The 17,555-nt window shown below is 46.0% G+C and carries 17 protein-coding genes and 1 pseudogene; 10 read left to right on the forward strand and 8 right to left on the reverse strand.

The features are described from left to right. The first annotated feature begins 24 nt into the window (after nt 1-24). From QUB66_RS21535 to QUB66_RS21550, 4 genes are all read left to right on the forward strand, one after another. Nucleotides 25-1,578: a Ycf66 family protein gene (locus tag QUB66_RS21535; protein WP_332969697.1), complete on the forward strand. Its 1,554-nt coding sequence runs from the start codon at nt 25-27 to the stop codon at nt 1,576-1,578. A gap of 308 nt (nt 1,579-1,886) precedes the next feature. Beyond that, complete coding sequence (cobQ, locus tag QUB66_RS21540) at nt 1,887-3,356, forward strand: cobyric acid synthase CobQ (protein WP_265239738.1); 1,470 nt, start codon at nt 1,887-1,889, stop codon at nt 3,354-3,356. A gap of 219 nt (nt 3,357-3,575) precedes the next feature. After that, the gene (locus tag QUB66_RS21545; protein WP_265239739.1) at nt 3,576-3,812 is read left to right on the forward strand and encodes a 2Fe-2S iron-sulfur cluster-binding protein; all 237 of its coding nucleotides are present in this window, start codon (nt 3,576-3,578) and stop codon (nt 3,810-3,812) included. Nucleotides 3,813-4,006: 194 nt separating this feature from the next. Continuing rightward, on the forward strand, nt 4,007-4,141 hold the full coding sequence (locus QUB66_RS21550; protein ID WP_332971270.1) for a hypothetical protein: 135 nt from the start codon (nt 4,007-4,009) through the stop codon (nt 4,139-4,141). A gap of 6 nt (nt 4,142-4,147) precedes the next feature. On the opposite strand, the gene QUB66_RS21555 is transcribed toward QUB66_RS21550, so the two are convergent. The 3 genes from QUB66_RS21555 to QUB66_RS21565 all read right to left on the reverse strand — a co-directional run bounded on the left by QUB66_RS21555 (nt 4,148) and on the right by QUB66_RS21565 (nt 7,976). Next, entirely contained in the window at nt 4,148-5,488 is a 1,341-nt protein-coding gene (locus QUB66_RS21555) for a hypothetical protein (RefSeq protein WP_332969695.1), read from the reverse strand. Nucleotides 5,489-5,789: 301 nt separating this feature from the next. Further along, nucleotides 5,790-6,569, reverse strand: coding sequence for a photosystem II S4 domain protein (locus QUB66_RS21560; RefSeq protein ID WP_265239743.1), 780 nt, complete (start codon nt 6,567-6,569; stop codon nt 5,790-5,792). Nucleotides 6,570-6,842: 273 nt separating this feature from the next. Further along, nucleotides 6,843-7,976 (reverse strand): SAM-dependent methyltransferase, encoded by a 1,134-nt coding sequence (locus tag QUB66_RS21565; protein ID WP_265239744.1) that lies wholly within the window; start codon nt 7,974-7,976, stop codon nt 6,843-6,845. Between the two features lie 475 nt (nt 7,977-8,451). On the opposite strand from QUB66_RS21565, the gene QUB66_RS21570 reads away from it, so the two are divergent. Both QUB66_RS21570 and QUB66_RS21575 read left to right on the forward strand, forming a co-directional pair. Continuing rightward, nucleotides 8,452-9,492, forward strand: coding sequence for an adenylate/guanylate cyclase domain-containing protein (locus QUB66_RS21570; protein ID WP_265239745.1), 1,041 nt, complete (start codon nt 8,452-8,454; stop codon nt 9,490-9,492). A 181-nt stretch (nt 9,493-9,673) separates the two neighbouring features. Then, a complete protein-coding gene (locus QUB66_RS21575; RefSeq protein WP_332969693.1) occupies nt 9,674-10,117 on the forward strand; it encodes an HD domain-containing protein in 444 nt (147 codons plus the stop codon). A gap of 138 nt (nt 10,118-10,255) precedes the next feature. Here the strand turns inward: QUB66_RS21575 and fabG are convergent, their stop codons facing one another. Further along, nucleotides 10,256-11,020: a 3-oxoacyl-[acyl-carrier-protein] reductase gene (gene fabG / locus QUB66_RS21580; protein ID WP_265239747.1), complete on the reverse strand. Its 765-nt coding sequence runs from the start codon at nt 11,018-11,020 to the stop codon at nt 10,256-10,258. Nucleotides 11,021-11,174: 154 nt separating this feature from the next. On the opposite strand from fabG, the gene trxA reads away from it, so the two are divergent. Further along, complete coding sequence (trxA, locus tag QUB66_RS21585; RefSeq protein ID WP_265239748.1) at nt 11,175-11,492, forward strand: thioredoxin; 318 nt, start codon at nt 11,175-11,177, stop codon at nt 11,490-11,492. An 87-nt stretch (nt 11,493-11,579) separates the two neighbouring features. Beyond that, nucleotides 11,580-12,164 carry a hypothetical protein gene (locus QUB66_RS21590; RefSeq protein WP_265239750.1) on the forward strand — a complete coding sequence of 195 codons (585 nt, stop codon included), beginning with the start codon at nt 11,580-11,582 and terminating at the stop codon, nt 12,162-12,164. A gap of 133 nt (nt 12,165-12,297) precedes the next feature. Here the strand turns inward: QUB66_RS21590 and prmA are convergent, their stop codons facing one another. The 3 genes from prmA to QUB66_RS21605 all read right to left on the reverse strand — a co-directional run bounded on the left by prmA (nt 12,298) and on the right by QUB66_RS21605 (nt 15,376). Then, the gene (gene prmA / locus QUB66_RS21595; RefSeq protein ID WP_265239751.1) at nt 12,298-13,188 is read right to left on the reverse strand and encodes a 50S ribosomal protein L11 methyltransferase; all 891 of its coding nucleotides are present in this window, start codon (nt 13,186-13,188) and stop codon (nt 12,298-12,300) included. Nucleotides 13,189-13,563: 375 nt separating this feature from the next. Then, entirely contained in the window at nt 13,564-15,147 is a 1,584-nt protein-coding gene (serA, locus tag QUB66_RS21600) for a phosphoglycerate dehydrogenase (RefSeq protein WP_265239752.1), read from the reverse strand. An 88-nt stretch (nt 15,148-15,235) separates the two neighbouring features. Then, the gene (locus QUB66_RS21605) at nt 15,236-15,376 is read right to left on the reverse strand and encodes a hypothetical protein (protein ID WP_265239753.1); all 141 of its coding nucleotides are present in this window, start codon (nt 15,374-15,376) and stop codon (nt 15,236-15,238) included. A 60-nt stretch (nt 15,377-15,436) separates the two neighbouring features. Between QUB66_RS21605 and QUB66_RS21610 the strand changes: the two genes are divergently transcribed. Together QUB66_RS21610 and QUB66_RS21615 are read left to right on the forward strand one after the other, a co-directional pair. Continuing rightward, nucleotides 15,437-15,943, forward strand: coding sequence for a hypothetical protein (locus tag QUB66_RS21610; protein WP_265239754.1), 507 nt, complete (start codon nt 15,437-15,439; stop codon nt 15,941-15,943). A gap of 347 nt (nt 15,944-16,290) precedes the next feature. Beyond that, nucleotides 16,291-17,014 (forward strand): IS1 family transposase gene (locus tag QUB66_RS21615; protein ID WP_265239755.1). Its coding sequence is split into 2 segments (ribosomal slippage): nt 16,291-16,821 and nt 16,823-17,014, totalling 723 coding nucleotides; the frame shifts between segments, so codons are not numbered across the junction. 181 nt (nt 17,015-17,195) lie between these two features. Here the strand turns inward: QUB66_RS21615 and QUB66_RS21620 are convergent. Continuing rightward, a pseudogene (locus QUB66_RS21620) lies at nt 17,196-17,555 on the reverse strand (IS1 family transposase); the annotation flags it as partial.

The following is a 17,555-nucleotide window of genomic DNA, read 5'->3' on the forward strand; positions in this document are numbered from 1 at the left end:
TGACACAGCGGAGGTACCGACAAGATGCTTGCATACATTCTGGCGTTGGCGGTCGGTCTGGGCAGCTTTAGTATTTACATGGCGGCCTTCTTTTTTCCAGAAGTTCACCGGAAAAGTGATTTTACTTGGAGCGGGGTAGGACTTTTTTATGCGTTAATTTTATGGGCTTGTGCGGGGCGAATTACTGGTGCTCTCCTGCTGGGTCAAATGGCGGGGGTGGCTCTGCTGGGCTGGTTTGCTTGGGAAACTTTGACTTTGCGCAGGCTGGTAGCACCAATTGCTCAGCAAACTCCGATTCCTCAATCTCCGAATTTGGCTGGGGCGATGGGCGGGCCGTTAGCAGGTTTGTTTGGTAAGAAACCTGAACCCGCAGCCAAAAAACCTAAGTTTGTCCGATCGCCCAAACCGAAAACTGATGCGGTTCCAGCACCTGCGAATCAGGGCGAGGTCAAGGTAGCTCAACCACCGGCGACTCCCCCAATCGCGGAAATTATTGCCGAAAGTTCGATCGCCCCTGACTTAAAAATTCCCGACAAGAGCGCACCCGCAATTACAGAAATACCCGTGTTTTCCGTCGAAACTCCTGCTGCTGAGACTAAACCCGCGCCAGTAGAATCAGCCAGCAACTTCACTCCTTTACCCCTACCTCTAGAATTTTCAGAAATTGCGGCCACACCAACTGTGGAGCCAGCAGAGGCTCAGCCAGAAGCTAAAAAGCAGACTGAAGATGATGATGATTTTGACGAGATGTGGAGGTCGATGGCTAAAGATTCCCAGTCTGATGCTAGTTCGGCAGCCGCAGCGGCGACAGCAACCGCAGCGGCGACAGCAGCCGCAGCCCCAACGGCTAACCCAACTCCTGCCAAAACAGCTAAAAAATCCGGCGGTTTCGGAAGTCTGTTCGGCAATATCAAAAATAGTCTCGGTGGTATGTTGGGACGAGGTGCGACTAAAAACAAGCCTGATGCAAATACTCCGGTGACAACAGCAAAAGTGGCAGAGAAGTCGATCGCACCTGAATCTAAGGTAACGGCAATTCCTGCACCGGAGATCGACCAGATTCTCGAATCAGAATTAGCCCAGGCGGCCGCCGAAGTGGTAGCCGAAACCAGCAACACTGCTGTGGAAACAAGCCAAGGATTGCCGTTTCCCACCGATGTTGAAGCAATGGCTGAATTGATAGCGGCAGAAACCGCGAGTTCTGCCAAAATAAGGGAAAGTGCGATCGAAGAATCATCCGCTGAGACTCAGATAACGCCGTTAGCCCAAGAAATACCTGCGGCTGAGGTTGATGAAGCGACAGAAGATGCTGCCGCACCGGAAGCCGAAGCCCCTGCTGTATCTCTAGAAATGACTGTGGTGGAAATCTTTTCAGCACCGCCTGTAGAGATAGAAGTACCGGGAGAACCAGGGTTGAGCGTGCAGGTAGAAACGGTTTCAGTGTCAGTGATCTCGATCGAATCCACAGAAGAAAAACCCTCTTCTGACGGACAACAACCCGATTTAATCGAACCTGCCACACCAGCCACTGAATCCAAGTCTGAGAATATATCCGGCGAAGATCCGCCGTCATCTTGACGCAAAAAGCAAAAGGTAGAAACCAGAATTTAAAAAATTCTGCCTTCTACCTTCTTCCGTCTTCCTTTTAGGACTTAGGCGCGGGTGGCGAGAAACCGGGTTTTCCCAAAAAGAAATAATTCGTTGCCACTCGCATACTCAGTAAAAAAACCGTCTCTTTGGTCGAATTTTGTAATCCCGTAAATCCTTACTTTTACATTTTTCTTTCTTTCTTCCTTCTTCCTTCTGCCTTTTATATTCTGTTTTTTACATTCTTCCTTCTTCCTTCTTCCTTCTTCCTTCTTCCTTCTTCCTTCTCACTTAATATTATGAAAGCAATTATGGTCGTGGGAACAACATCTCACGCAGGAAAATCTTTACTGGTTGCAGCATTGTGTCGAATCTTTTCTCGATCCGGCTGGCGGGTAACTCCGTTTAAAGGTCAGAATATGGCACTAAATTCCTATGTCACAGCCGCCGGCGGAGAGATGGGCTACGCTCAAGCAGTGCAAGCTTGGGCCGCGGGCATCGCACCTTGGGTAGAAATGAATCCGATTTTGCTCAAGCCGCAAGGAGACATGACTTCTCAATTGATTGTCAAGGGTCGGGCGATCGCAAATGTGCGAGCATCTCAATATTACGAGCAGTATTTTGATATTGGCTGGCAAGCGATTCGGGAATCTTTAGAATTTCTGAAGGAAGAAGGCTTTGACATGATTGTGTGCGAAGGAGCCGGCAGCCCTGCTGAGATTAATCTCAAACACCGCGATTTAACAAATATGCGGGTAGCAAAACATTTGAATGCTCGGACTTTGCTAGTAGTTGATATCGATCGCGGTGGCGCTTTTGCTCACATTATCGGCACTCTGGAATTGCTCGATCCCGACGAACGCGCTTTAATTAAAGGGTTCATTATCAATAAGTTCCGAGGACAAAAATCGATCTTAGATCCCGGCTTGACTTGGCTAGAAGAAAGGACTGGAATCCCCGTAGTTGGGGTAATTCCTTGGATAGATGAAGTGTTTCCCTCCGAAGATTCGCTCGATTTACTCGATCGGCGTGCTCCCAATTCTCAAACCGACATCAATATTTCCGTCATCCGTCTGCCCCGAATTTCCAATTTTACCGACTTTGACCCTCTGGATTCGGAAACTACCGTCACAGTCAAATATGTCAGCCCAAAAGACGAGTTAGGCCATCCAGATGCCGTGATTTTACCAGGCTCTAAAACTACAATTTCCGATTTGCAGGTGCTGCGCCAAACAGGTATGGCAAAAGCTATTCAAAATTACTTGGTAGCTGGCGGTACTGTCATGGGAGTTTGTGGCGGCTTTCAGATGCTGGGAGAAAGTATCAGCGATAGAGAAGGCCTTGAGGGAGAACAGGGAGAGTTCAAAGGGTTGGGGTTATTACCTTTGAAAACTGCGATCGCACCGAACAAAATTGCCCGCCAGCGGATCGTAACATCTAACTATCCTCAGCCAGGTTTACCAGTTTCCGGTTACGAAATTCACCAAGGAAGAACGCAAATGCTAGAGTCAGACTCGACTCAACCGCTATTTGACGATCCAAGTTTAGGAATGGTCAACACTTCTCAGTCAGTTTGGGGCACATATCTGCACGGTGTTTTTGATAATGGAGCTTGGCGGCGAGCTTGGTTGAATCACTTGCGGCAGCAGCGGGGACTCCGCGCATTGCCTACGGGTATTCCTAATTACCGGGAACACCGAGAAGCTCTGTTAGAGAGTCTAGCAGATACAGTGGAAAAGCATTTGGATATCAAGCATATTTTAGGTTAGAAGGAAGAAGGAAGAAGGAAGAAGGAAGAAGGAAGAGGGAAGAGGGAAGAGGGAAGAGGGAAGATTCGTAGGGTGCGTCGCTCTGCGATAAATCCCTAGCTTGCATATCGACAATCTCACAGCGACGCACCTGTACTTGCAGAATTCGTGTCAATAAAACTCACATTTTTCCCTAGCGAAACTTGGTAAAAATTGTATTATATCAGGAGTAAAAATTGAATGACAAAGATTGTTTTTTTACCGGATAATGTGACAGTGGAAGCTGAAGCAGGAGAGCTTTTGCTAGATGTAGCAAAACGTGCAGGAGTTTCTATTCCTACTGGTTGTATGATGGGCTCTTGTCACGCTTGCGAAGTAGAAATTGACGGCGGGGAGGCGATTTGTGCTTGTATTTCCGGCATCCCTTCCGGGAAAAAGCAAGTTACAATTAATCTGTATGTTGATCCGACTTGGTAATTAGTCATTAGTCATTAGTCATTAGTCATCAGTCATCAGTCATTAGTTATATGAGCGATCGACAACTTAAGCCCTGTCCCATCTGTTCCATCCCATCCCCCTATTGGGAGCGATATCCCCGTCTAGTATGCTCGACTTGCTGTAGCAAAGCCTGTGACAGTAAAGGGCGAAAGGTGAAGTTTTATAACGTCGATATGAGTGGAGGTTTTCTGGCGAGATTTGCGGATACTAAAGAAGAATATCCCAGCCACCTTTGCTATATTGAAGGGGTCAAGTGTTGGGCCGAAGAAGGGAAATTTGGCGGTATTGCGATCGAGGTTTGCGACTGATACGCTTTAATTCTTTTGCCATTCTTGCTGTTTTTTACGAGCAGATTGCAGCCATTTCTGGGATTCAGGATAAACAGTTGTCCCAGGTTTGACGGATTCTAATTGATTGATAATTTGTTGCAATTGGCCGAGGGCGTAACCGGGATTTTGACGGGGAGAATTTACATTATTTTGCAAGTTTGCAAACAAGCTTTTAGCCTGGTTCAAAGATTCCACTGACTCTCTCTCTGCTGTGAGTCGAATCTTTGTAGTGCCTAAATTATTTTGATATTCAGCTAGTTTTGTTTGAGCGGCAAGATAGCCCGGATTATCAAATGTAATTTGGCTGAGCCTCTCAATGGCTGCTTGCCACAAATCTGCTATTTTTTGCCAACTTTCTGCTGAATGGGGCGGTTTCTGCGATGCGGAGGCGGCAGTTAAGGCAAATTCTTTTGCTGCTTCAATTAAGTTGTCAGCCCGCACAGAACCGGTGGCGACACCTCCCATTGCTTGAAAGTCTCTTTCTGCTGCTTGGAGTTTTTTCTTAGCGGTTTCTCCCGCAAGGGTTTCGGCGGGAATTTGATTGAGTTGATCGATCGCACTTTGCCAATTTCCCGTCGCTTTTTGCCTATCTGCCGCAGTTTTTGATTGCTGATACTGCTGTTTCGCCGCGTTGAGAGTTTGTTCGGCTTGATTTAACTCAATAAAAGCATTTTTTTGCTGGAAAATTTGAGCATCCATCCGCCCGATATTTTTGCGGGCTGCTTGAAATTCATCGACTGTAAAGCGCCAAGTGCAGCCCGAAAAAGAGCAATAAGTTTGTGGATAGTAACCGAGGAACCATACCGGCAAAGCGTCGAGGTGTGTTTGCGCTTGTTTTGCTTTGGTTTCGCCTAAGTCAAAATCTGCCGCAGCAGTGGCTTTATTGATCAGTTGATCGGATTGTTCCACAAGGGCGATCGCCTGTCGGTAATTATAATCCATACTGATAAAGCTCGGCAGCAACAATATCGGCATGGTTTTCGCCACGGACCAGCGAATCATCGGGAAAGGCAGGTTAATCAGCCAAATTATCCCCGCTGCGCCGCCCAACAAACCGCCAGCTAAGATGATTTTATCGAACAATCCGGGCGCGCGGTTGGCTTTGACAGCAGCTTTGAGAGCTTCTTGGCTGAAGTTGGGAAATTCATCTTTAAAAGTATCGCGGATTTCTTCTCTTGATGCGAAAGTGCCGTCTTGCGATCGCAATTTTTCCAGTCGCTTGATCACCATCTTGCGGTAGACTGCACCCGCGAGAGCATCATCAGCCGCGCACTTGTCAACTTCCGCCTGTAAAATGTCAAAAGCTCGATCGGTAAGACGCCCCATAAAACTCACCTGTTTCCTTTTAATTATTCTACAGGCTGCTCTACAAGATAATTATTAAAATATATAAAGTCCAAAATAATTCGCGATCGCCCTAAATCTACTAAAAAACCGTTTCTTTGAACCGAGGGCGCGAGAAACCGGGTTTTTATCGAAATACTTTGCGATCGCCCTAAATCTACTAAAAAACCGTTTCTTTGAACTCAACGAGGTGGCCAGAAACCGGGTTTTTTTGAAATAGTTCGTTGTCGCCCTAAATCTCGTAAAAAACCCGGTTTCTTTGAGTTCAACAAGGCTATCATAATTACAAATATCGAGTTAATTGCACTCGATACCGTTCTTTTTTAGTAATCATAACTTCCCCAATCTCCAATCTTCCCTTACCGCTAACAGCGATTAAATCTCCAGACTTAACGTTATAACTGGCTTGAGTGATGTCTTTCCAATTAACTCGCACATCGCCTCTGTCAATAAAATCAACCATTTTGCTGCGAGACATGGCGAATCCCGCCGAGGCGACAGCATCTAATCTCATCGATGCTTCAACGGTTGTCATTTCTTTCTTTTTCGGTTCTCTAATTTTGAGTTCACTCAACTCAATGCGCCGAGTTTTCACGGGAACCGATCGCACTTGCTGCAAACTCATCTCCAAATACTCTACCATTTCGGGCATGACAATCGCCTGCGCGCCGCGTTCACCCAACACAATCACATCGCCGGTTTTCTCGCGGACAATCCCCGTACCCAGCATTGCGCCTAAGAAGTCGCGGTGACTGGCGGTGTCAAACAGGAAATTGCCGGCTATCTCCACCGCAGCAACGCTAACACTCCCAGAGTCGATCGGGATTTCCGATCGGGCGATCGCAATTCTCTGCCTTTCACCCTGGGGATAGCCGCCCCAAGCCACTAATTCCACATCAGTTAAGCGCTTAAATACCGTCAGAGTGTCCGCCAATTCCGGCGGCGACAGAAAATCAGTCAGAGTAACTTCCCAAGTTTTAATTGCTTGTTCCGCTTGATCAAGGGCCCGCGCTACACATTCGCGGTTTTCGATGCCTTTTAACAGTTCTTCTTTTTGTAACATCAGTCAATTTTAGATTCTAATTGGAAATTACCAAAGGTTGCTGTAGTAACTAAAAAGTCTACTTCTTTAACAGTCCCACTACTTTAATTATAATCTAAGATCGTCAAATAATACCAAGCCTAAAAAATTGTTGCTACGTTTAATAACCGTAGCAACAATTTTTTGTACTTGGCTTAACTCCCCGCCGGACACGGCAGTGCCGTTTCTCTACAAGTGAGATTCTTTAACTAACGAAGCGAAAAACCTGGTTAATGCGTCCAGGAATCTCAGCGATTAGGCATGAACCATTAAATATTGGCCATTACCATTATATTCACCATCGCAACTGGCGAAATTAGCAACAAACCACATCAAGTAAAACCGCCAGATGCGGCGGAATTTGGCATAGTCGATGCCGTAGTCTAAATCTTTGACTATCGCCTGAGAATCATCAAAGTTTTTCAGCCAGTTAGCAAAGGTTGTAGAGTAATTGTAGCCGTTGAGATACCATTTGTTTATGGTTTTGAGGTCTTTGTTGTGGCTGGGAACAGCATCGTATTTCCAGTAACGGCCGTGGGGAAAAATGTATTTGTGGGTGAAAACGCTGGATATGTTGTTAGGGGTGCGAACTGTGATGATGTGAATGAAAACGCGACCGTTATCTTTGAGGAAAGAGGCGAGCTTTTGGAAAGCTTGGGTTAAATTGCCGACATGACAAAAAACTCCGATCGAGAGAATTTTGTCAAATTTGGTATCGAATTGGGCGTCGTTCAAATCGCCTTCAAATAAGGTGAATCGACCGGAACTTAGGTAGCTTTCGGGGTCTTGCATCTTGTGACGCATATATTCGCATTGATGCTGGCTGAGGTTAATCCCTGTAAACTGGACATTGGGGAATTTTGACAGAATGTAATTTGGAACGCAGCCCCAACCACAGCCAAAGTCTAAAATGCGATCGCCATCCTGAATCTCTAGCTTTTCAATCACATCATCCATCATCTGGATTTGGGATTGTTCGAGGTTGGCGGCTCCGTTTTCCCACAATCCCATGCTGTATTTAGGATAAATGAGTTTGCTCTCGCCTAACATGGGATTCAGCATGGCTTGAGGTAAGTCGTACTGAATTTTCATTAAATCCCGTGGGCCTTCGGCGGTGTGATCTGTTTCTGTTAGTACCCATTCGTAGGGTGCGAGGAGGGAGGGAAAATACTTAAAGAAGACGGGCATACAGGTATCAAAAAGCGATCGCAATACAGTATCCGGTACTTCTAAGCCGTTGATATAGGACTCTGCTACGGCCATTTGCACCGCGTTAACTGCACTGACTGCGACGCGGGTTGCTCGGTAGGCGATCGGACTTTTGAGGTGGATATTTCCCACCAACGGGATGTGCTGCTCGATGTTTTGTAGGGCTGTTGATGAACTCATGGTTATACGGGTTTTAAAGATGCTGCTATTCTATCTCACGCAAATTTGCTGGTGGTTAAAGAGCCAAAAAGCTCAAACTATTACCAACTAAGGTTTGCACAGCAAAAGTCTGCAAAATCCTCAAAATATCTGACGGTAGAAGGGGATTTGATAACGCATTTATAAGGTTTTCAGCCATTATAAATTTATTAAGAATTATGTCAGTCGATTTAAGATTTGAAAATTGAAATTTGAGCTTGATTCCACAACCTTTACTGGGCGATTGAATTGGGGTGTTTTCAGGTGCGATCGCGATTTTACTGCTGAGTGAGTTTGGCGGTTGAGGTAACGACACGAGAAGCTGATGCCGATCGCGACTTATACTGAATAAGTCAGGCAATGCAGAAAAAATGTCGAAAAACCGGGTTTGCAGATAGAGTCGTTGCAATAACAGATGTCCGCGAGATTCGTTCCTAATTAGCTAGATACGCCACATATGCCACAGATTTACTATCTGCCGGACGATCGCGCGATCGAGATAGACGACGACGATATAATTCTGGAAGCTTCCCTGCGTGCAGGGATTCCCCACACCCACATCTGCGGCGGTAGCGCCCGGTGTTCGACTTGTCGCGTCTTGATTGTCGAAGGTTTAGAATTTTGCTCGCCCCGCAATTCAGCGGAAGAGGAGCTCGCCAAAAAACTGCGTTTAGAGCCGGAAATTAGGCTGGCGTGTCAGACGCAGGTGGCGGGCGGGAAGGTGATTTTGCGCCGACTGGCGATCGATTCTGAAGACTTGGAATCATTTAACGACGAAATGGTCGGAAAGTTTATTCATGCACCTGTGGGTCAAGAAAAGAAAATTGCCATTTTGTTTGCCGATATTCGAGGATTTACGGCCTTTGCAGAATCGCTATTACCCTACGATGTAATTTATATTTTAAATCGCTATTTCCAAAAAATGAGTTATGCGATCAACCGCAACGGCGGGATGATCAATAATTATATGGGAGATGGTTTTATGGCGCTGTTTGGGTTAGAAAACTCAGAGAAGGCGGCGGAACAAGCCGTGAGGGCTGGGGTAGATATGCTAGAGGAATTAGAGAAACTCAATCCCTATTTTGAGACTTTATACCGTCATCGGTTGCGGATTGGGATTGGGATTCACTGCGGTTTGGTGGTTGTGGGGAATCTGGGGGCCGAGAAAAATCAGACGGTAACGGCGATCGGGGATGCGGTGAATTTTGCCAGCAGGATTGAAGCTGCTAACAAGCAAGTGGGAACAAGTTTGCTGATTTCCGAGGAGACTTATCAGGAAATCAAGGATTTGGCGATCGTCAACCAGCGCGTATCAGTTCAAATTCCGGGAAAGAGCGGCGAATATCCGCTTTACGAAGTTGTCGGAATGCCGCCGCTGCCGGTGGAAATCGAGGAGATTTCCGAGGTAAGGGAAGGTTCTATTTGGCAAAGTTTTGTCAATAAGTTACTGGCTTGGTCTGCTGCGGTCTACAATTGGATTAGGCAAATTTTTAGTTAAAACGGTGATATTTTTTTTAACATAATTGGGTCATTCTGAGTCCCGTTCCTTCGCAGGGACGAGCCAACCATAGCTCAGGACTGCGAAGGAACTTAAGCATCTCGCCCGATGCAACGCTTGACCACTTCCCCGCCAGAGAACTGAAACTTTAATAGACAACTTCTTTACTATGCTGTCAAATATGAATTCAGAGTACGAATCCTTACTACAACGAGCGATCGCCATCGCCGCCAAAGCTCATGAGGGGCAGGTTGATAAGGCAGGCAATCCCTATCTCGATCATCCGCTATTTGTGATGGAAAATGTACATTCTCTAGAGCAGAAAATCGTAGCGGTTCTACACGATGCGGTCGAAGATTCTGAACTTACACTGGAGCAACTTAGAAGCGAAGGTTTTCCTGAAGTTTTAGTCTCGGCGATCGCGGCGATTACCAAAATAGAAGGAGAAGCTTATGCAGCTTATTTAGAACGTGTGATTGCCAACCCGATCGCACTGCGAGTCAAAATCGCTGATGTTACTCATAACCTCGATCTGCGTCGCATTGCCAATCCCACAGAAGCAGATTTTCAACGCATTGCAAAATACCAAAAAGTTCTCAGCCAGTTGCGTGTCGCCTTAAAGTAATTATTATTTATTAACTAAACTTAAAATATGTAAATTCTGCCTAATTAATTTCACTTCAAATACGCTAACAGACATAAATTCAACCGCAGACATCCGCGTTAATCCGCGTGCATCTGCGGTAAAAAAAATCCCCAAATCCTAAGCCATCACCATGCCCCCATCCACATTAAAAACCTGCCCCGTAACATAGGCCGCCGCCGCATCCGCCGCCAAAAACTTCACCATCCCGGCAACTTCGTCAACTTCGCCGTATCTTCCCAGCGGAATGTACTTTAAAATATCGTCAGATTTGACATCTTTTGTCATATCTGTGGTGATAAATCCAGGTGCAACCGCATTTACAGTAATCGCGCGACTGGCCAACTCTTTTGCCACAGTTTTAGTAAATCCAATTACTCCAGCTTTTGCCGCACTGTAATTAGCTTGTCCGGGATTGCCCATTTGGCCGGCAACCGAAGCAATATTAATAATTCGGCCGCTGCGCTGCTTTAACATGATTTTGCTGACAGCTTTTGTACACAAAAATACGCCGGTGAGATTCAAATCAATCACGGCTTGCCAATCTTCTAGCTTCATCCGCAGCAGCAAAGTATCGCGGGTGATGCCGGCATTGTTCACCAAAATGTCAATTCTTCCCCATTTTTCCATGACTTTACTGATGAGTGCATCTACTTGGTCAGTTTTGGAGACATCCGCTGCAAGGGCCACAGCTTCTCCGCCTGCTGCGATGATTTCTGCTACCGCCTCATCAGCCGCAGCGCTCGAACTGGCATAGTTCACGGCGACTTTAGCGCCTTCTGCTGCGAATGCTAAAGCGATCGCGCGGCCGATTCCCCGCGATGCACCGGTGACGACTGCAACTTGACCCCGCAATCGCTGATATGTCTCTGGTAATAATTCCATAATTCTGTCCTCGCAAATCTACGCTCACAAAATTCTGCACTAAAATCGATCCAGAACCAAAAAAATTTATACTGACTTACTGAGTTCAGTTGTGACAATTCCCTACTCGTTAACCCTTCGGGTATAATGGGCGTCCCTTTACCACATTTTTAAAATGGCAGTTCAAAAACAGTTCAACAGTTTTGAGGAGTTACTATCGAGCTCTGAGTTGCCTGTACTGGTAGATTTCTATGCTACTTGGTGCGGGCCTTGTCAGATGATGGTGCCGATTTTAGAGCAGGTGAGCGATCAGACCAAAGATAAGCTGATGGTTGTTAAGATTGATACGGATAAGTACGAGCAGTTGTCATCGCAGTATCACATTTATGCTTTGCCGACTTTGGTGCTGTTTAAAAATGGCGTTGAGGTCGATCGCATTGAGGGAGTATTGCAAGCACCGCAGTTGATCGATCGACTGCAACCTCACTTGTAACCACCGCCGATTATCTCACAGGCTTGGTGCGTCAGCCAATATCTGATACATTATCAACAAAATAGTCGTAGCTGACGCACCCAACCTATGAAAACGCCCAGTCACGCTATTATCAATCTGGCGATTCTGGGTAAACCGCAACTGCCGCAATTTAATCTGATTATTGCGATCGGCGGAATCTTACCCGATCTCCCAATATTTTTATTTTACTTTTGGGCGAAGTACATTGCTCGCTTGCCGGAAGCGAAAATCTGGTCGGAATCATACTATGAGCCTTTTGTCCAGAATCTTGTGGCTCTGTTTCATTCGATTCCGCTGGCGGTGATTGGTTGGTTAATTGCTTATTACTTTGGCAGGCAAAATCTACAAATTCTGTTTTTGAGTATGATTTTGCACTCTTTGGGGGATTTGCCTGTACATAATGATGACGCTCACAGGCACTTTTTCCCGTTCAGTAATTACCGTTTTATCAGTCCGATTTCTTATTGGGATAGGAATCACTACGGATCAATTGTTTCTTTGGTTGAAATGTTATTGGTGATGCTGTCAACTTACCGCGTTTTTGATTTTGTTAACTCTTTTGTTGGTAAGATATTGTTGATTTTGGTGAATTGTTTTTACTTGATCGGGTCTGTGTCTTTTTACGTTCGTTCTCTAATTTATAGTTCTTAATTATTCTGCTGCAATTGCTATCTCACCCAACTTTTTTAAGGTGCGTCAGCCAAAATCTGATTGCTTGTGGATTGAATTATCCTAGCTGACGCACCCTACCAATGACCAATTCCCAATGACCAATTCCCAATTATTAACTCCGCCGAATATTGAAACAGCACCAATCTTGGCGCTTCCACAGAGTAGCGACAATCCAGCCATGCTGTTCGAGAGTGTCAGCAATTGGTTTAGCTTGATCGAGCAAAATCCCGCTAAGAACTGCCCAAGTAGTTGGCTTGCTAATGGCTGTGAACTGCGGTATTAAATCTATGATTACTTCTGCTAAAATATTGCACATCAAACCGTCGATCGGGCCGCCAGTCATTTCGATCAGCCGATCGATAGTTCCGAGCTCTGCAACCAACTGCTGTGGGTTAATGCGGTTGAGTTGTCGGTTGCTGATTGTCGATCGCACTGCCAAAGGATCTGTATCTAAAGCATAAACCTTTGTTGCACCCAGCAACACCGCGCCGATCGACAAAATACCCGATCCGCAGCCGATATCAGCAACTACATATTCTTTGTCGTCAAAACCGAGGCGCATTTCCAGCGACTCCAAACACAGTTGAGTCGTAGCGTGAGCACCCGTACCGAAAGCGACACCGGGATCTAAACGCAAGATTAGGCGATCGGTATCAGTTGGTGGAGGCAGCCAAGCCGGATTAATTAAAAAGCGATCGCCCACTTCTTGAGGCTGCCAATGCTGCTTCCAAGTGCTGCCCCAGTCTTCATCTTCAATCAAATCCCACTGCATCGCAGGCAAGGGCAAACCTGCGCACAAAGCATCTTGGCGCAGCCACAAAGACAGGGCCGCCAAATCCAGCAATCCGGCCTGTTCTTCGGGCAAATAAGCCGACATCAGGCAGGAATTGCTTTTAATCTGAGTGGCCGTTCCCCGACAGTTAAACCGTTCCAGACGCCAAAAGATGATATCTTCCAGCGCCGGATCGCAAATAATTCTAATTTCCCACCAGCTATGTGCCATGACTATTTTAGATTTTAGATTTTAGATTGGCCCGTCAGGAACTGGAGCAGGGGGAACTGGGGAGTTAGGAATGAGGATGGACTAATATAAAAATTCCAGCTTTCTTGCCAATTAACAATGACCAATCACCCATTAATAATTATCAGTCCTTGCATCTCAAATCTCAGCTCCAAAATCCTTCAAATAGTTACTGTTTAACGATTTGAGATTTGAGATTGGTATCACCTAAAATCTCAAATCCTTTAAAGATTTACCATCTAACGATTTGAGATTTGAGATTTGAGATTGGCATCACCTAAAATCTCAAATCTTTTAAAGATTTACCATCTAACGATTTGAGATTTTAGATTAGCAGAACCTAAAATCTACAATCCTTTAAAGATTCACGGTGTAAGCATCCCGAATCCCCGGAACTTTGAGGATCTCGGCCAATATGCCCTCTGGTAGAGGGTCATCAAGGCTCAAAACCATCACCGCATCGCCTCGCACGATTTTACGGCCTACTTGCATACTGGCAATATTGACATTAAAACTGCCCAATTGGGAACCAATCTTGCCAATAATCCCCGGCATATCGCGGTGCAGGGTAAACAGCATATGGTGAGTCGGGGAAACGTTGACTGGGAAATCGTCAACACTGGTAATCCGAATTTCGCTTTCGCCGAGCACTGCACCTGTGACTGTGTGTTCGCCCAGAGTTCCCTTGGCCGAGAGGCGCAGAGAGCCTGTGTAGTCGCGAATTGAGGCGTCTCTGGTTTCGACGACGCGAATTCCGCGTTCTTTGGCTTCAATGCTGGCGTTGACGTAGTTAACGCGCTCTCGTAGGGCTTGGGAGAGCAGGCCTTTGAGGGAGGCAACGACTACGGGCTGGCTTTGGTTGTTGGCCAATTCGCCTTGTAGTTGAACGTTGAGGTAATCGACTCGGCCTCCGGCTAGCTGGCTGACGAGGTTGCCTAGGGTTTCGGCTAGTTGCAGGTAGGGTTTGAGTTTTTCGATCGAGTCTGGGTAAATTCCTGGGATGTTAACAGCCGATCGCGCGGGCAATCCTAACAGTACATCGCGAATTTGTTCAGCAACGTCGATCGCCACATTCACCTGAGCTTCAGCCGTGGAAGCTCCCAAGTGAGGTGTCAACACGATGTTCTGGCCGACAGTCCGCAGCGGAGAATCTGCTTCCAGCGGCTCATGTTCGTAAACGTCGATCGCTGCACCGGCGATCTGGCCTGATTTAATAGCTTCTGCCAGGGCTGCTTCGTCGATGATGCCACCTCTAGCGCAATTAATGATGCGGGCCGTGGGCTTCATCTTCGACAGCACCTCAGCGTTAATTAAGTGCAGGGTTTCCGGCGTTTTGGGGATGTGCAGGGTGATGTAGTCGGATTCGCGCATCAGCAGTTCGAGCTCTACCAAGCGACAGCCCAACTGTTCGGCTCTTTCGGTGGAGATGAAGGGATCGTAAGCGAGCAGTTTCATGCCCATTGCTTTGGCTGCGGCGGCTAGATGGGAGCCGATTTTGCCCAAACCGACGATACCGAGGGTTTTTTTGTAAACTTCTACGCCGATGAAGCGGTTGCGTTCCCATTTACCGCTTTTGACGGAGGCGTTGGCTTCGGGGATGTGGCGAGACATGGAAAGCATCATGGCGATCGCGTGTTCGGCTGCTGCGATCGTGTTGCCTTCGGGGGAGTTGACGACTACAATTCCTTTGCGGGTAGCGGCGGGTACATCTACATTATCTACGCCGACTCCGGCTCTACCGATGATTTTGAGTAGATTTCCGGCTTCAATGATTTCTTTGGTAACTTGGGTGCCAGAACGGATCATTAAAGCGTCGTAATCTGGAATAATTTTAACCAGCTCTTCGGCTGAAAGTCCTGTGTTTACGTCAACTTGCGCGACTTGGGAGAGGATGTCAATTCCGGCTTGGTCGATCGGATCGGATACTAGAACTTTAGGCATAGCAAGCAATTGAGTGCAATAGTTAAAAATAGGCCGAGCATTGGCGAACTCACAGTTGAGACTTAGACTTAGAGCAGTATCTAACAGCTCAGCTCAAGCTTGCCTTTGTGCAGTCTGAATTGTATCTGTATTCGGTCAAGGTCGGCCGTTTTTGCTGGAAATATTTTAGCTGTGCGGGCGATCGAATGCGAGCGATCGTCTTAAAAACGCCCAATTGCTTAGCTAGCAAGTCTTTTCAGGGTATAATAAATTTTGGGTATTGAAACCTAAGTATCAGGAATTGTTTCTAATGAATTATCTTATCGCTGTACTGCCCGATCGAATGCAAGCCGAAGCTGCCTATTGTGCCCTCGAAAAAGCAGGCTTACCCATGAACCAAGTGAGCATTTTGGGCCGAGGCTACAAAACGGCTGATGAATTTGGCTTAATCGACCCCAACCAGCAAGCGAAAAAACAAGCAAAACTCATGGCTGTTTGGCTGATACCGTTTGGCTTTATTGCCGGGGTTACTTTCAGCTTGATGACTGAGTTGAAAACCTTTGCATGGGCGGGCGAAATTGGCGATCATGCGATCGGCGGAGTCCTAGGTGCGATCGCCGCCGGGATGGGCAGCGTTTTTGTCGGCGGTGCCGGAGGAATGGCTTTTGGTAGTGGCGATGCTTTGCCCTACCGCAACCGTTTGAATGCCGGCAAATTTTTGATTGCAGTTAAAGGTAATGACGATTTAACCAATCAAGCTGCTAATATTTTGCAGCAATTTGAACCAGAAAATATGCAAGGTTATATAGAGAGTTAATGGGAGCGTCTCATTTTTGTAAAAAGCATTTTTTTCTTTGAGTGCTGTCACCGCTCACAAAGAGTTTATTTCTACTGCGGGCTGTCACATTGGCAACAAAGTTATTGACTGAAGTGGAGACAAAAAAAAGAGAGAACGGTGGCTTTCAGAAAAACTAGAGCCACCGTTAGGGAGAGAATGAGGGTGCAAAATAAAACCCATCCAATCCCGTCAGGAACAGTGAACGATTAAAGGAATTTCGTCAAGCAGCATACAAGTTATTAGTGCTCGCTCTCCGGTAGTGCCATGAAGGAAAGGATAGAGTAAACTTAAGCTACTATTAGAGAGAAGTGTTTGCCATTAGTGATATGACAGTAGAAATTAATTCTTGCCCCAATTGTGGCTCAGAAAAAATTAGTCGTAACGGTCAGACTCGGCATGGTAAACAAAACTACAAATGTCGAGAATGTGGTCGTCAATTTGTTCAGAATCCCGCGTGGAAACCTATTACGAAAGAACAACAGGAGTTAATGCAGCGGATGCTACTTGAACGTATTTCTCAGGCCGGGATTGCCCGGGTATTACAAGTGTCAGAAGATACAGTACAGCGCTACGTAAATGCCCAAGCTCTTGTTATTGAGAAGCAAGTTGAGGTGAGTGCCAAGCCAAAAAAGCGCCTGAATGTTCAGATGGATGAGCTATGGTCGTTTGTTGATAATAAAGGAAATCAGCAATGGGTATGGCTTGCATTGGATGCCGAGACTAGGGAAATTGTTGGTGTACATATTGGGGATCGTAGTGCGGTATCAGCTCAGGCGTTATGGAATTCAATGCCACCAGTTTACCGTCAATGTGCAGTAATTTATACTGATCATTGGAGTGCTTATGATTCTGTATTGTAAGCGTAAACGTCATTATAGTGTAGACAAAGATAGTGGTTTTACTAGCTATATCGAGCGCTTTAACTGCACTATTCGACAACGAGTATCTCGGTTAGTAAGAAAGAGCTTAGCCTTCTCTAAAAAATTAGAAAATCATATTGCTGCTATTTGGCGCTTTGTGCATCATTATAATGCTAATTTACAACTCTAGATGCCTGTTTTAATTTGAATCCGGTTTTATTCTCCGATCCTTTCCTTCAGGGCACTACCGCTCTCCTATGCAAAATTCGAGTTCATGGATGCACTAATGACCACCAGGAATGCGCCATCCACCCATGTATCAGCGAAATCACTGCACAAATTGAGATGGTGATAATATCGGCGTTGCTGAATCAAGGTATGGATACCCCGGTCATGGGGATATCATCAAATTTTAAGTAATGTATTAATAACTTAATAGAATGTTTGAGCATTTTCTCGCACTTAGAATAACAAAGAGTCTTGCGATGTAGTCTAGCCAAATAATGTCTTAGTCTTGTATTTTCTCCTTCTACTCGTGTCATATAAGTCTTGCTAATTATCTGATCACCATCAGGGATAAACATGGGATATACAGACCATCCATCTGTTACATAAAAATAGCATTTCCATGCACTTACGAGAGTCCCATAATGGTTCAAACGTCTTAGCGCTATGATCCCCTAATACCCATCCTAAAATTCCTGGCTTAAAGTGGTCAACCGCTGTCCACA

This window comes from Microcoleus sp. A2-C3, from assembly GCF_036706065.1.
Lineage (GTDB): Bacteria > Cyanobacteriota > Cyanobacteriia > Cyanobacteriales > Microcoleaceae > Microcoleus.

Coding starts and splice junctions, on each gene's coding strand:
- serA (WP_265239752.1), bottom strand. CDS start 15,147: ATGCCTAAAGTTCTAGTATCCGATCCGATCGACCAAGCCGGAATTGAC.
- fabG (WP_265239747.1), bottom strand. CDS start 11,020: ATGGAATTATTACCAGAGACATATCAGCGATTGCGGGGTCAAGTTGCA.
- QUB66_RS21560 (WP_265239743.1), bottom strand. CDS start 6,569: ATGTTACAAAAAGAAGAACTGTTAAAAGGCATCGAAAACCGCGAATGT.
- QUB66_RS21610 (WP_265239754.1), top strand. CDS start 15,437: ATGAATTATCTTATCGCTGTACTGCCCGATCGAATGCAAGCCGAAGCT.
- QUB66_RS21555 (WP_332969695.1), bottom strand. CDS start 5,488: ATGGGGCGTCTTACCGATCGAGCTTTTGACATTTTACAGGCGGAAGTT.
- QUB66_RS21590 (WP_265239750.1), top strand. CDS start 11,580: ATGAAAACGCCCAGTCACGCTATTATCAATCTGGCGATTCTGGGTAAA.
- QUB66_RS21535 (WP_332969697.1), top strand. CDS start 25: ATGCTTGCATACATTCTGGCGTTGGCGGTCGGTCTGGGCAGCTTTAGT.
- QUB66_RS21575 (WP_332969693.1), top strand. CDS start 9,674: ATGAATTCAGAGTACGAATCCTTACTACAACGAGCGATCGCCATCGCC.
- QUB66_RS21550 (WP_332971270.1), top strand. CDS start 4,007: ATGAGTGGAGGTTTTCTGGCGAGATTTGCGGATACTAAAGAAGAATAT.
- prmA (WP_265239751.1), bottom strand. CDS start 13,188: ATGGCACATAGCTGGTGGGAAATTAGAATTATTTGCGATCCGGCGCTG.
- QUB66_RS21570 (WP_265239745.1), top strand. CDS start 8,452: ATGCCACAGATTTACTATCTGCCGGACGATCGCGCGATCGAGATAGAC.
- QUB66_RS21545 (WP_265239739.1), top strand. CDS start 3,576: ATGACAAAGATTGTTTTTTTACCGGATAATGTGACAGTGGAAGCTGAA.
- QUB66_RS21565 (WP_265239744.1), bottom strand. CDS start 7,976: ATGAGTTCATCAACAGCCCTACAAAACATCGAGCAGCACATCCCGTTG.
- cobQ (WP_265239738.1), top strand. CDS start 1,887: ATGAAAGCAATTATGGTCGTGGGAACAACATCTCACGCAGGAAAATCT.
- trxA (WP_265239748.1), top strand. CDS start 11,175: ATGGCAGTTCAAAAACAGTTCAACAGTTTTGAGGAGTTACTATCGAGC.